General features: G+C 60.4%; 12 protein-coding genes and 1 tRNA gene. 9 read left to right on the top strand and 4 right to left on the bottom strand.

Going from position 1 to position 12,856, the window contains the following annotated elements:
- The first annotated feature begins 5 nt into the window (after positions 1-5).
- The gene (locus WA928_RS01670; protein ID WP_424299571.1) at positions 6-1,586 is read left to right on the top strand and encodes a TerC family protein; all 1,581 of its coding nucleotides are present in this window, start codon (positions 6-8) and stop codon (positions 1,584-1,586) included.
- Positions 1,587-1,625: 39 nt separating this feature from the next.
- On the opposite strand, the gene WA928_RS01665 is transcribed toward WA928_RS01670, so the two are convergent.
- The 3 genes from WA928_RS01665 to WA928_RS01655 form a co-directional block, all read right to left on the bottom strand.
- The gene (locus WA928_RS01665; protein ID WP_424298717.1) at positions 1,626-2,402 is read right to left on the bottom strand and encodes a UDP-2,3-diacylglucosamine diphosphatase; all 777 of its coding nucleotides are present in this window, start codon (positions 2,400-2,402) and stop codon (positions 1,626-1,628) included.
- The gene (locus WA928_RS01660) at positions 2,395-2,904 is read right to left on the bottom strand and encodes a peptidylprolyl isomerase (RefSeq protein WP_417252043.1); all 510 of its coding nucleotides are present in this window, start codon (positions 2,902-2,904) and stop codon (positions 2,395-2,397) included. The genes WA928_RS01665 and WA928_RS01660 overlap by 8 nt, the downstream gene beginning before the upstream one ends.
- A gap of 153 nt (positions 2,905-3,057) precedes the next feature.
- On the bottom strand, positions 3,058-3,762 hold the full coding sequence (locus WA928_RS01655) for a tetratricopeptide repeat protein (RefSeq protein ID WP_424298714.1): 705 nt from the start codon (positions 3,760-3,762) through the stop codon (positions 3,058-3,060).
- Between the two features lie 146 nt (positions 3,763-3,908).
- Here WA928_RS01655 and cysS point away from each other — a divergent pair, with 146 nt between their 5' ends.
- From cysS to WA928_RS01615, 8 genes are all read left to right on the top strand, one after another.
- On the top strand, positions 3,909-5,351 hold the full coding sequence (gene cysS / locus WA928_RS01650; protein WP_424298711.1) for a cysteine--tRNA ligase: 1,443 nt from the start codon (positions 3,909-3,911) through the stop codon (positions 5,349-5,351).
- An 8-nt stretch (positions 5,352-5,359) separates the two neighbouring features.
- A complete protein-coding gene (locus WA928_RS01645) occupies positions 5,360-6,007 on the top strand; it encodes a DNA-3-methyladenine glycosylase family protein (RefSeq protein WP_424299567.1) in 648 nt (215 codons plus the stop codon).
- Positions 6,008-6,035: 28 nt separating this feature from the next.
- Positions 6,036-6,998 carry an acetyl-CoA carboxylase carboxyltransferase subunit alpha gene (locus WA928_RS01640; RefSeq protein WP_424298708.1) on the top strand — a complete coding sequence of 321 codons (963 nt, stop codon included), beginning with the start codon at positions 6,036-6,038 and terminating at the stop codon, positions 6,996-6,998.
- The gene (gene tilS, locus WA928_RS01635) at positions 6,973-8,016 is read left to right on the top strand and encodes a tRNA lysidine(34) synthetase TilS (protein WP_424298705.1); all 1,044 of its coding nucleotides are present in this window, start codon (positions 6,973-6,975) and stop codon (positions 8,014-8,016) included. Before WA928_RS01640 ends, tilS begins: the two co-directional genes overlap by 26 nt.
- Positions 8,017-8,081: 65 nt before the next feature.
- On the top strand, positions 8,082-9,350 hold the full coding sequence (locus tag WA928_RS01630; RefSeq protein WP_424299564.1) for an aspartate kinase: 1,269 nt from the start codon (positions 8,082-8,084) through the stop codon (positions 9,348-9,350).
- Between the two features lie 34 nt (positions 9,351-9,384).
- Positions 9,385-9,477 (top strand) — tRNA-Ser (locus tag WA928_RS01625).
- 181 nt (positions 9,478-9,658) lie between these two features.
- A complete protein-coding gene (locus WA928_RS01620) occupies positions 9,659-10,561 on the top strand; it encodes an ATP adenylyltransferase family protein (protein ID WP_424298702.1) in 903 nt (300 codons plus the stop codon).
- A 112-nt stretch (positions 10,562-10,673) separates the two neighbouring features.
- Complete coding sequence (locus WA928_RS01615) at positions 10,674-11,603, top strand: 2-hydroxyacid dehydrogenase (protein WP_424298699.1); 930 nt, start codon at positions 10,674-10,676, stop codon at positions 11,601-11,603.
- A 13-nt stretch (positions 11,604-11,616) separates the two neighbouring features.
- Here the strand turns inward: WA928_RS01615 and WA928_RS01610 are convergent, their stop codons facing one another.
- A complete protein-coding gene (locus WA928_RS01610) occupies positions 11,617-12,846 on the bottom strand; it encodes a nucleoside recognition domain-containing protein (RefSeq protein ID WP_424298696.1) in 1,230 nt (409 codons plus the stop codon).
- Between the last annotated feature and the right edge of the window lie 10 nt (positions 12,847-12,856).

Raw genomic sequence — 12,856 nt, 5'->3', positions numbered from 1 at the left:
TGATGATGGAATGGTTGCTGGATCCGGCAGCCTGGGTGGGGCTTTTCACCCTGATTGTCCTGGAAATTGTTCTGGGCATCGACAATCTGGTGTTTATCGCCATTCTTGTCGACAAGCTGCCACCCAAAGAGCGCGATCGCGCCCGAGTGCTGGGCCTTACTCTGGCCCTGGTGATGCGCCTGCTGCTGCTTACCCTGATGTCGCATCTGGTCAAGCTCACGGCGCCTTTGTTTCATCTGGGAGATTTCGGGTTTTCAGGAAGGGACCTGATCCTGATTGTCGGTGGGTTTTTCCTGCTGTTCAAAGGCACCTTCGAGCTGCACGATCGCATCGAGGGCCGCACACAGCATGCCTCAGGCTCTCGTCTGCATGCGGGCTTCTGGGTGATCGTCACGCAGATTGTGATTCTGGATGCGGTTTTCTCCATCGATTCCGTCATCACAGCCGTCGGGATGGTCGATCATCTGGCCATCATGATGGCTGCCGTCGTGATTGCCATGGGGATCATGTTGGTGGCCTCCAAGCCGCTGACAGCCTTTGTCAATGCGCACCAGACGGTGGTCATTCTGTGCCTGGGGTTCTTGCTGACCATCGGTTTCTCGCTGGTGGCCGACGGCTTCAAGTTTCCCGTGCCCAAAGGCTATCTGTATGCAGCCATCATTTTCTCGGTGATGATCGAGGCCTTGAACCAATGGGCCAAGCGTAACGTCCGACGGGCAGAATCGCGCCGCCCCTTGCGTGAACGCACCGCCGAGGCTGTTTTGCTGATGCTGGGCCGCCGTCCGCTGGTGGGCCCGGAGCCCGAGACGGGCAATGCTGCGCATACAAGCATCCAGGCATTTGGTGACGAAGAACGCAATATGGTCAGCGGCGTGCTGACGCTCAGCGATCGCAATGTCCATTCGGTGATGACGCCGCGCACCGACGTCTCGTGGATCAATCTCGAGTCTCCCCCTGAGGAAATCCGTGAGCTGATCATCCGCGAGCCGCACAGCTTTTTCCCGGTGTGCCGCGGAACACTGGATGAGGTGGTGGGCGTCGGACGCGCCAAAGAGCTGCTGCTCGATGTCCTCGAACACGGTGCCGTCCGCGAAACGCGCCTGCGTGAGCCCATCATTGTTCACGAGTCCATCGAAATTCTGTCGCTGATGGAAACCCTCAAGCGCGCGCACGGCTTGCTGGTGTTGGTGGCCGACGAATTTGGCTCGATCGTGGGGGTGGTGACCCCCATCGATATCTTCGAAGCCATTGCCGGCGAGTTTCCCGATGAGGATGAGGCGCCCGACATCATCGATCAGGGTAATGGCCGCTGGCGCGTGGATGGCGCGGCCGACCTCCATCACCTCGAGCAATTGCTGCACACAGACGGGCTGGTCGATGAGGACGAAGAATACTCCACGATTGCAGGCTACCTGCTCAGCCGCTTTGGGCGCTTGCCCGAGGTGGGTGACCACTGCGAGCTTGTGCATGATTACGATGGCTTTCGCTTTACCGTCGCTGCGCTGCAGGGCAGGCGTATTGCGGCTGTCCAGATTGAGCGTCTATTGTTAGCCGACGCGGATCCGGATGTCGAGGTGCTGGGCTAAGCCAGTGGCCGTCCCCAGGGCTGTCTGCCAGGCCCTGGTTCAGGCATCGGGCGGCCAATGATGTGCCTGGATGCCTGCCTGGCTGATGCTGATCCAGCCGCCACGGCCCTTTGAGTCGTGGTCAAAATCCCAGTCGGGCAACACCCAGCGCTGTGCGGCCTGGCCGTCTATCGTCAGGGTGTGCAGGGCCGGCTGGTGTGTGTGTCCGTGAATCAATACCCGGCTATCTGCGCTACGTAATGCCTGGCAGACCGCCTGCGGGTTCACATCCATGATCTGCATGGGCTTGTGGTGGCGTGCCTGGCGGCTGCGGGCCCGGGCCCAGTCTGCAATGGCACGCCGCCACGAAAGCGGAAAGGATAAAAACAACCGTTGTATCCAGGCTGTGTGCACGATTTGTCGAAAGCGCTGATAAGACAGATCATCGGTGCAGTATTCGTCGCCGTGGGCCAGCAAAATGACGCCTGCCCGGGTGTCAATCAACACCGGGGCAGGCAGCAGATGCGCCCCCAGGGCCGCAGCCAATGCATCGCCCATTAAAAAGTCGCGGTTACCGCGCGACAGGTACACCGGGATGGCGTGCGCCGTTTGGCGCAAGTGTGTCAGTGCTGTGGCCAGCCAATCGGGAGGTTGATGCAATGCGTGGTCGTCGCCGATCCAGGCGTCAAAGACATCGCCGCACAAGATCAGGCCTTGCGCCTGCTGGCGCGCCAAGGCCAGAAAATCATAAAAGGCCTGGGCGGTTTTGGGGATGTCTGCCCCCAGATGGATATCCGAGGCGATCCAGAGATCGCCCTGCAGCGTCAGATTATTCAACCAGCGTGGCGCTTTCGATGACGACGTCCTCGACGGGCACGTCTTGATGAAAGCCCTTGTTGCCCGTTTTAACTTTCTTGATCTCGTCGACCACTTCGGTGCCTTCGATGACCCGGCCAAACACGGCGTAACCCCAGCCATTGGAGGTGGGAGCGGTGAAGTTCAGGAAGTCGTTATCGGCGACGTTGATGAAGAATTGCGCGGTGGCCGAGTGAGGGTCTGCCGTGCGGGCCATGGCCAATGTGTAGCGGTCGTTTTTGAGGCCGTTGTTGGCTTCGTTTTCGATGGGCGCGTGGGTTTGTTTTTGTTTCATGCCGGCTTCAAAGCCGCCGCCTTGCACCATGAAATTATTGATGACGCGGTGAAAGACGGTGCCGTTGTAGAAGCCTTCTTTGACGTAGCTGAGAAAATTCTCGACCGTCTTGGGCGCTTTCTCTGCGTCCAGTTCGATCAGCATGTCGCCCATGTTGGTATGCAGTTGGACGCGTGGGTTTGTGCTCATGGAGTTGCCTTCGGTGGAATGAGTGGGGCTGGACGCTGCGCTGGCCAGGCCCGGGGCCAGGATCAGGGCGCAGCCCAAGCTGAAAATACGTATCCCGGAAAAGATACGCGAGTGAGAGAAGAGATTAAGCATCGTGCAGACCAGAAAACGGGTTTATCGGGTAACCGCATCCGCAGGCTGGCTGGGTGCCTGCATGGCATCCGGCGGAGTACCTGCCGCGGGCTGGGAGGCTGTCTTGCCTTGCATCGCTTTAGCCCGTGCAAAGGACTGTTGGGCCAGTGCCATTTGAACATGCCCGAGGTTTTCGAGGGCAGGGGCAAAATTGGGATCTGAGACCAGCGCCATATCGAGGGCATTGCGGGCCAGCTCAAGGTGGCCTTCACGCGTGTACTCGATGGCTAATGCGTTCCAGGGCTCGGGAAGCTCTGGATAGGTTTGTGTCATGGACAGCCACAGCGCAGTGGCTTGTTTGTGCTGGCCCAATGCCACCAGTGCGCGTCCTTTTTGGAACATCAGTTGCACGTCCTCGCCCAGGGTGCCGGCCTCTTTGCGTGCCGACTCGCGTTGCTGGATGATTTTCAGGGCATCTTGTGCCTTGCCGTTGTCGATGAGGGTAGCCACGCGCTGGCTGATCTGGGCCGGGGTAAGCGGCACCGCTGTATTAACCGATGGCGTGGCTTTTTTAAGGAGATTGGCCAGCCCCTGCCAGCCACCTTCGGGAGCGGGCGCTTCGGTAAACTCGCCTGTTGATGGGTCAAACGTCAGGCCTTGGATCGTGGTGACAGACGCGTTAGTATCAGGGGGCGCACTTTGTGCAGGGGCGACAGCCAGGCCTGTGCACAGAATAAGAGTAGTCAAAAAAACACGGATCACGACGCGCGGCACCTAAGAAGGGGTTTCGGAGATGAGGTCTGGGGACGGTTATACTTGGCAGTTCATTTTACATCCCATTGCGCGGCCCAACGGTTGGGCGCGTCGGGATGGTTTGACCTTCTCCACCCGACATGCTGCACATTTATAACACCCTTTCGCGCCAGAAAACCCCCCTGCAGACAACACAGCCTGGGGTGGTTCGGATGTATGTATGCGGGATGACAGTCTATGATTTCTGTCATCTTGGCCATGCGCGCATGCTGGTCAGTTTCGATGTAGTGCAGCGCTGGCTGCGGGCGTCGGGTTATCAGGTGCAGTATGTGCGCAACATCACAGACATCGACGACAAGATCATTCGTCGGGCCGTCGAACGCAACATGCCCATCCGTGCCCTCACCGAGTTCTTCATCGACGCCATGCATGCCGACGAGCGCGCCCTGGGGGTGCAATCACCTACCCACGAGCCCCGCGCCACCGAGCATGTGGCCGGTATGCTCGATATCATCCAGACGCTCGAAGCCCGCGGCCTGGCCTATCAGGGGACGGATGGCGACGTCAATTTTTCAGTTCGCAAGTTTCCTGGTTACGGCAAGCTGTCGGGCAAATCCCTCGATGACCTCCGTGCGGGCGAGCGCATTGCCGTCTCGGCGGGCAAGCAAGATCCGCTTGATTTTGTCCTCTGGAAATCCACCAAGCCCACCGAGCCCGCCGACACCCGCTGGGAGTCGCGCTACGGCCCGGGGCGTCCGGGCTGGCACATCGAGTGCTCGGCCATGAGCCGGGCCTTGTTGGGGCTGCCGCTGGATATCCATGGTGGCGGGCCTGATCTTAAGTTTCCGCACCACGAAAACGAAATCGCCCAAAGCGAAGGCGCCTTTGGGGGCACCTTGGCCACTACCTGGATGCACTGCGGGCCCATGATGGTGGACGCCGAGAAAATGTCCAAGTCACTGGGCAATTTTCGCCGTATCCGCGATACGCTATCCACGGATGCACAGGATAACGCGGCCACCTATACCGTCAACCCGCGTGAAGCCGAGATGCTGCGTTTCTTTTTGCTGCGCAGCCATTACCGCAGCATGCAGAACTACGCGCCCGACAACCTCCAGGATGCCCAGCACGCGCTGGATCGTCTGTATCAGGCCTTGGCCAATGTCCCGCCGGCGGCAGTCAGCATCGATTGGGATTCCTCGCATGCGCAGGCGTTTCGCGAGGCCATGGACGACGACTTCAATACCGCTGGTGCCGTGGCCATCCTGTTCGAACTGGCTACTCAGGTCAATCGCACGCAAGATGGTCTTGTTAGTGGGCAGTTGCGGGCACTGGGCGGTGTGCTGGGCATTTTGCAGGCGGATCCCCAACACTATTTGCAGTCACCCACCCGGTTCTTGTCGGCGCAGCCGTCGGTGCCACAGTGTTCCTCAGACGACATCGAGGCCCTGATTGCCCAGCGCAAACAGGCCAAGGCCGAGCGTGATTTTGCCCGGGCTGATGACATCCGTGCCCAGCTGCGTGCCTTGGGTGTTGAGCTTGCCGATGTCGCCGCAGGTGACACGCAATGGCGGCGGGTGTAGAGATGGATATGCATTGTCCGGATATGCGCCTGCAACGCCCTGCGTACTGGGATGAGGCCTGCGATCACCTTGTTCAGCGCGACCGCATCTTAAAGAAACTGATTCCCATGTATGGCCAGGAGTGCATTCAAATGCCTCAGGGGCCGTATCAAACGCTTATCCGCATCATTGTGGGCCAGCAGATCTCGTTGGCGCTGGGGCGCAAGCTTTGGCGGCAACTGGTGCAGGACTGTGGCCCAGAGCTGCATCCCGAGTGTATCCTGAGCCGTACCGAGGCCGAGCTTCGTTCTTTGGGCCTGTCGTTGCGCAAGGCACAATACGTGCGCGACGCCGCACAGTATTTTCAGCAAGCCAGTTGGCTGGATGGCGCGTGGTGGCAGGCGCAGGATAACGCGGCCATTGTGGCGCGCCTGTGCGAGATCCGCGGGGTGGGCCAATGGTCTGCCGAGATGTTCCTGATTTTCTTTCTTGGGCGCCCTGACGTACTGCCGCTGGATGATACGGCACTGCTAAAAGCCATCTCCTGTCATTATTTCAGTGGCGAGCCTGTCTCCCGCTTCGAAGCCCGAGAAGTGGCTCAGGCGTGGGCACCCTGGCGTACGGTGGCCAGCTGGTATCTGTGGCGCAGCCTGGATGCTGCCGCCGTCGAATATTGATTTTTTCCTTCCCGGAAATCCTGCTCTTATGCGAAATACATTTCTAGAATTCGAACAGCCCCTGGCAGAACTTGATCAGAAGATCGAAGAACTCCGCTATGTGCAGACAGACTCTGCCGTGGATATCTCCGAAGAAGTCAGCCGGCTGCAACAAAAAAGCCAGGCCCTGGCCAAGAGCATTTATGCCAAGCTCACGCCCTGGCAAACGGCACTGGTGGCGCGCCATCCCCAACGCCCCTACACGCTCGATTACGTGCAGGCGCTGTTTACCGATTTCCACGAGCTGCACGGTGATCGCATGTATGCCGATGACCAATCCATCGTGGGTGGGCTGGCGCGTTTTAATGGCACCCCGTGCATGATCATTGGCCACCAAAAGGGGCGGGACACCAAAGAACGCGCCTTGCGCAACTTTGGTATGCCGCTGCCCGAGGGCTATCGCAAGGCCTTGCGGCTGATGCGCCTGGCCGAGAAATTCGAGCTGCCCATCTTTACCTTTGTGGATACCCCGGGTGCCTATCCCGGCGTAGGGGCCGAAGAACGCGGCCAATCCGAGGCCATTGGCCATAACCTGTTTGCCATGGCCGGCCTCAAGGTACCTATCATCGTCACCATCATCGGCGAAGGTGGATCAGGTGGCGCATTGGCCATTGCCGTCGGCGATACAGTGATGATGCTGCAATATTCCACTTATTCCGTCATCTCCCCCGAAGGCTGCGCTTCGATTTTGTGGCGCAGTGCCGAGAAAGCCTCTACGGCGGCCGAAGCACTGGCCATTACCGCACCCCGCCTCAAAGACCTGGGCCTCATCGACCGCGTAGTCAGCGAGCCCGTGGGCGGTGCGCACCGCGATCCGGACACCATGGCGCGTCAGTTGCACCGTGCGCTGGCCGACGCCTTGCGAGAACTCTCCAGCCTCGAAACCGACGAGCTGCTGCGCCGGCGCATGGATCGCATTTCTTCGTATGGCCGCTTCCAGGAAGCCCGCTAAGCCTGCCTGGGCGCTTGATCCCCACCTGACGGCCGCCCTGCAAAAAGCAGTGCAGGCCTTGCCGGATGCGGCTCCTCTTGGGGTGGCGCTCAGTGGCGGGGCGGATTCCGCCATGCTGGCGGTGCATGCTGCGCAGGTGGCGGCTGTGTCGGGGCGCACGCTGCATTGTTTTCATATTCATCATGGCTTGCAGCCTGCCGCCGACGAGTGGCTGGCGCAGGCGCACCGCCTGGCCGGTATCCTCGGGGTGGCTTGCCACAGCCGGCGGATTCAGGTCAGTGTCCAGGGCACTGGCATGGAGGCCGCCGCCCGAGAGGCGCGCTATGTTGGCCTGGCTGCTCTGGCGCAGGCGGTTGGAGTGGATATCCTTTTTTTGGCCCATCACCAGGACGACCAGGCCGAGACGGTTTTGCTGCGGCTGCTGCGTGGGGCAGGGCCAGAGGCCCTGGCGGCCATGTCGGCACAGATTCACCACCACGGTATCTTGTGGTGCCGCCCGTGGCTAAGCCAGCCCCGGTCCCGGATCCTGCAGGCGGCGGGTCAGTTTGCCGCTATTACGGGCTGGCATCCGGTGCAAGACCCCAGCAACCACGATACCCAATACAAGCGCGCCGCCCTGCGGCACGACCTTGCCCCGGTGCTCGACAAGCATTGGCCGGCATGGCGTACCAGCCTGGCGCGCCATGCCGGCCAGGCGGCTGATCTTGGCCTGTGGATAGCCAGCACCGCCAGCGACGACTGGCAAGGCCTTGATCCTTCTGCCGATGGACGCAGCTTCTCGCTGCTTGCGTGGCGTCAGCTGCCGGCCGTGCGTCAGGCGGCCTTGGTTCGCTATTGGCTGCAGTGTCAGGGCTTGCGCATGCCCACAGAAGCTCGCCTGGCCGATTGGCTGCGCCAGTTTCGGCAGGTGCATGCGCTGGGGCATGATCGCCTGGTTTCTTTGCCACACGAAGGGCATCTGGTGCAGGTGCAACGCGGCCGTGTCGTTCTCTCGGAAACATCTGTGAAACCCAGTTAGAATAACCAGTTCATCTCCGGTTTCGTCTTTTGGCATTGCCGGCCTGCAGTGTTTACGTCTTAGTCATCATGCTTATTGTTCAAAAATACGGCGGCACCTCGATGGGGTCTGTCGAACGCATTCAGAATGTCGCCAGGCGCGTAGCCAAGTGGCATGCGGCAGGCCATCAAGTGGTGGTGGTGCCGTCCGCCATGTCCGGCGAGACAAACCGTCTGCTGGGCCTGGCCAAAGAAATCTCTCCGCAGCCTGATCCCCGAGAGCTCGACATGCTGGCCGCCACTGGCGAGCAAGCCAGCAGCGCCCTGTTGGCCATTGCGCTCATGCGCCAGGGTGTGGCGGCACGCAGCTATGCCGGCTGGCAGGTGCCTGTGCGTACCGACAGCAGCTACACCAAGGCACGCATCAAATCGATTGACGACACGCGCGTGCGCAGCGATCTCGATGCGGGCCGGGTAGTTATCATCACCGGCTTTCAGGGTATCGACGACGATGGTCATATCACCACGCTGGGCCGTGGCGGTTCGGATACCTCCGCAGTGGCCGTAGCCGCTGCCATGAAAGCCGACGAATGCCTGATTTTCACGGATGTCGACGGCGTGTACACCACCGACCCCCGTGTCGTGCCCGAGGCGCGCCGGATGAACGTCATCTCATTTGAAGAAATGCTCGAGATGGCCTCACTGGGGTCCAAGGTGCTGCAGATCCGCTCGGTCGAGTTCGCCGGCAAATATCAGGTGCCTTTGCGTGTCCTGTCGTCGCTCACCGACCCTCTGATCCCCGTTGATGTTGAAATGCATTCGGGCACACTGATTACTTTCGAGGAAGATCAAAAAATGGAATCCGCCGTTGTTTCTGGCATCGCCTTTAGCCGCGACGAAGCCAAGGTTACGCTGCGCAACGTCCCCGACACCCCGGGCGTTGCCTATTCAATTCTTGGGCCCGTGGCTGCGGCCAACGTCGATGTCGACATGATCCTGCAAAACATCTCGCAGCAAGGCATGACCGACTTCTCCTTCACCGTCAATCGCAACGATTTCACCCGCACGCTTGATCTGCTCAATAACCAGATCGGGCCTGCCGTGGGCGCCGGCGAAGTTGTCTCCGACGAGAAAGTCGCCAAGGTCTCCATCGTTGGTATTGGCATGCGCAGCCATGTGGGTGTCGCCAGCCTGATGTTCCGCACGCTGGCCGAAGAAGGCATCAACATCCAGATGATCAGCACATCAGAGATCAAAACCTCCGTGCTCATCAACGACAAGTACATGGAGCTTGCCGTACGTGCCTTGCACAAGGCCTTCGAACTCGATCAGGAGCCTGTGCAGGCCGACGTCTGAGATCCGGCACCTGTGCTAGAATGCCGATCTTGCTGGAGACGTGGCCGAGTGGTTGAAGGTACTCCCCTGCTAAGGGAGCATGCGGCTTATACCCGCATCGAGGGTTCGAATCCCTCCGTCTCCGCCAGCAAGCCCAAAAGCCCTGATTTCTCAGGGCTTTTTGCTTTTCTGATAAAAGGCGGCTGGGCCCGTGTCCAAAAGCACTTTGCATGGATATCCTACAATCGTCCGGGAGTCCGACGGCGGGGGGCCGAAGCGGACAGCATGGGGCCAGGGTGATCATCCCACCCCCAGACCGGGAGAACACCATGGAATTCAGCCTCATGCGCGATGTGCGCATCCGCACTGAGTCGGCCATCGCCTCGGGCGATTTATTGCCTATTCAAGCCGAACAAGTGATTCTGCAGGAGCAGGGTCTGGCTTTTATTGTGCGTTGGGTGGCCGCGCTGGCCGCCAAGGATGCGGCCAGCAAGCCGGCAGCTCAGCCGGGTGCTTCCACAATCTTGCCGGGTGGGCCGCGCGACCCGGATTTCAATCCGTTCCTTCATCCAGACCCTGCCTTATTGGTGGGGGCGGTGGGCGATCATCATGTGGCGATTCTGAACAAGTTTCCGGTTTGCCTGCATCACCTGGTGCTGGCTCGGCGCCAGTTTGCCGAGCAGAGTTCGCCCCTGGAAGAGATTGATTTTCAGGCGCTGGCTGCCGTCCTGTCGGCCGAAGGCGGTCTGGGGTTTTACAACGGCGGTGCGGCCGCCGGGGCCAGCCAGCGACACAAGCACATTCAGTGGATTCCCGCCTCGGACCAGAATGCATCGCTGCAAGCCCTGGGGGCAGGCCTGCCGGCCGGCTTGCCGGAGGGGGCTGTTGCCCGCCATCCAGCCTTGCCCTTGGCTCATTGTTTTGCGCCGGTCAATGCGGGCGTGGGGGCCGATGTCGCAGTCAGTGCTCGCAGTATGCTGGCTGCGTTTACGCAGGCATGCGGGGTGCTGGGCCTGCGCCCCGATGCTGATGGCCTGTTGCCGCCATGCAATATGCTGGTGGGAGATGGCTGGATGCTGGTGTTGCCGCGTAGCCAGGAACATTTTCAGGGCGTATCCCTTAATGCCTTGTCTTTTGGCGGCACGATCTACGTGCGCGATCCCGCCCAGATGGATGCCATCCGGGCGGCTGGCCCGCTGCAGGCGCTGGCCAGTGTTGGTGTGGCGGTTTAGGCGCCTTAGCCAAGATATCGACAGATGGTGATGGTGGCTGGCATTGGCCCAAGTAAAGCAGTACTTGCTAGACTGGCTGCTTTTCCAACACTCGCTACCGCGCGGATCTCCCATGGAAATCGTTTTCGCCTCCCGTCATGATTCTGATCCGCTGCAGTGGGTGCAAGCCCTGCAGGCGGCGTTGCCTGAGCACAACGTCAGTTTGTGGGATGGTGAAGCGCCCTCCGGGCAGGCGCAGGTTGCGGTGGTGTGGGCACCTCCGGCAGAGCTCTTTGCCCGCGAGCCCCAGCTGACGCACGTGTTCAATCTGGGTGCGGGAGTTGATGCATTGTTGCGGCTGCCGGATCTGCCCGCCGATATCACATTGGTGCGCATGGAAGACGGTGGCATGGCTGTGCAGATGGCCGAGTATGTCCTGCATTACCTGATCCGCGAGTCCCGGGATCTGGGCCGTTATGCCAGCTTGCAGTCGCAGGCGTGCTGGCAGCCCCAAGCGGATATCGACCGCGCGGCCTGGCCGGTGGGCGTGATGGGGGGCGGTGTGATGGGGCGCCGTGTTGCCCAGGCCTGTGCTGCGCTGGATTACCCGGTGTCGGTGTGGTCGCGCAGCGGGCAGCCAGTGGCTGGTGCACAGGCGTTTGGGCAAGAGCAGTTATCTGATTTTCTGGCCAACACCCGGGTTTTGGTCAATGTCCTGCCCCTGACCGCGGCCACCCAAGGTATTTTGTCGTGCACGTTGTTTCAGCACTTGCAGGCCGATGCCTATCTTATCAACATTGCCCGGGGCGGGCATCTGGTGGATGCTGATCTGCTGGAGGCCCTTGAAAATGGCCGCCTGCGAGGCGCGGCGCTGGATGCGTTTGTACAAGAACCTTTGCCCAAGGAGCACCCGTTTTGGGCGCATCCGCGTATCCAGGTAACCCCCCACGTGGCAGGCGCCAGCCTGATGGCCATGACAGTGAACCAGATTGCCGGCAAGGTGCACGCCATGACCCGTGGAGAACCCATCAGCGGTGTTGTTAATCGCGCCAGGGGGTACTGATACTGACTGTGCCTCAGGCAAAAAACCAGTAGCACACTGCGATGGCTGCCAGCACACCGGCGAAGTCGGCCAGCAGTGCGCAGCCCACGGCGTGGCGGGCACGCTGGATACTGACGGCACCAAAATACACGGCCAGTACATAAAAGGTGGTTTCAGTGCTGCCTTGCACGGTGGCTGCCAGCAAAGAGGCAAAGCTGTCTGGGCCTGTGTGCTGCATGGTTTCGATCATCAGGGCGCGTGCCGCACTACCTGAGAAGGGCTTCACCAGGGCGGTGGGCAGGGCATCTACAAAGCGTGTGTCCAACCCCAGGGTGTGCACGCTCCAGCGGATGACATCCAGCAATAGGTCCAAGGCGCCAGAGGCCCGCAGCACGCCAACCGCACACAGCATGGCGATCAGATAGGGCAGCAGGTTCTTGCATACCTCAAAGCCCTCTTTGGCCCCTTCGATAAAGCAGTCGTAAACAGCGACGCGTTTCCAGGCGCCGGCCAGCAAAAAGGCGATGATGACGCCAAACAGCACCAGATTGCCCAGCAATGAGGACAATGCCGAGACCGCCACCGCACTGAGGCTGGCCAGTAGCGCCATGAACCCGCCCAGCAGCAGCCCGCCCGTGGCCAGCCAGGCCAGCACCACCGGATTTTGCAGGCGCAGGCGCTGCATAAACGCCACCGACAGCAGGCCCACCAAGGTGGATGCCGACGTGGCCAGAAGGATGGGCAAGAACACCAGCGTGGGGTCGGGTGCCCCTTGCTGGGCGCGGTACATGAAAATCGATACCGGCAATAGCGTCAAAGACGATGAATTCAGTACCAAAAACAGGATCTGCGCATTGGTGGCGGTATCCGGCTTGGGGTTGAGCGTTTGCAGCGCGTGCATGGCGCGCAGGCCAATGGGGGTTGCCGCATTGTCCAGCCCCAGTGCGTTGGCGGCAAAGTTGAGCGTGATCAGCCCAAGGGCTGGGTGCCCGGCGGGTACTTCGGGCATCAGGCGCAAAAACAGGGGGCCCAGCAACCGTGCCAGGCCACGCACCAGGCCGGCCGCCTCGGCAATTTTTAAAAACCCCATCCAGAGCGTCAGGGTGCCCAGCAGCAGCAGCATGATCTTGACGGACAAATCAGCCATGTCAAAGAGGCTGGTGATCAGATCTGAAAAAATATGGGCGTTGCCCAGCACCAGCCACTGGAACAGCCCCGAGGCCGCCGCCACCAGAAAAAACCCGAGCCACAAAACGTTAAGCATCGCTGTGCGC

The sequence above is a fragment of the Castellaniella sp. genome (assembly GCF_049651205.1).
In the GTDB taxonomy this organism is placed as follows: Bacteria; Pseudomonadota; Gammaproteobacteria; order Burkholderiales; family Burkholderiaceae_B; genus Castellaniella.
The sequence above is the reverse complement of the archived record's forward strand: the minus strand, read 5'-3'. Positions and strand labels throughout refer to the sequence as shown.

Bases quoted from the DNA above. Each gene is read 5' to 3' on its own strand.
- WA928_RS01670 (WP_424299571.1), top strand. From the start codon at position 6: ATGGAATGGTTGCTGGATCCGGCAGCCTGGGTGGGGCTTTTCACCCTG.
- WA928_RS01660 (WP_417252043.1), bottom strand. From the start codon at position 2,904: ATGAGCACAAACCCACGCGTCCAACTGCATACCAACATGGGCGACATG.
- cysS (WP_424298711.1), top strand. From the start codon at position 3,909: ATGCTGCACATTTATAACACCCTTTCGCGCCAGAAAACCCCCCTGCAG.
- WA928_RS01645 (WP_424299567.1), top strand. From the start codon at position 5,360: ATGCATTGTCCGGATATGCGCCTGCAACGCCCTGCGTACTGGGATGAG.
- WA928_RS01640 (WP_424298708.1), top strand. From the start codon at position 6,036: ATGCGAAATACATTTCTAGAATTCGAACAGCCCCTGGCAGAACTTGAT.
- tilS (WP_424298705.1), top strand. From the start codon at position 6,973: ATGGCCGCTTCCAGGAAGCCCGCTAAGCCTGCCTGGGCGCTTGATCCC.
- WA928_RS01620 (WP_424298702.1), top strand. From the start codon at position 9,659: ATGGAATTCAGCCTCATGCGCGATGTGCGCATCCGCACTGAGTCGGCC.
- WA928_RS01615 (WP_424298699.1), top strand. From the start codon at position 10,674: ATGGAAATCGTTTTCGCCTCCCGTCATGATTCTGATCCGCTGCAGTGG.
- WA928_RS01610 (WP_424298696.1), bottom strand. From the start codon at position 12,846: ATGCTTAACGTTTTGTGGCTCGGGTTTTTTCTGGTGGCGGCGGCCTCG.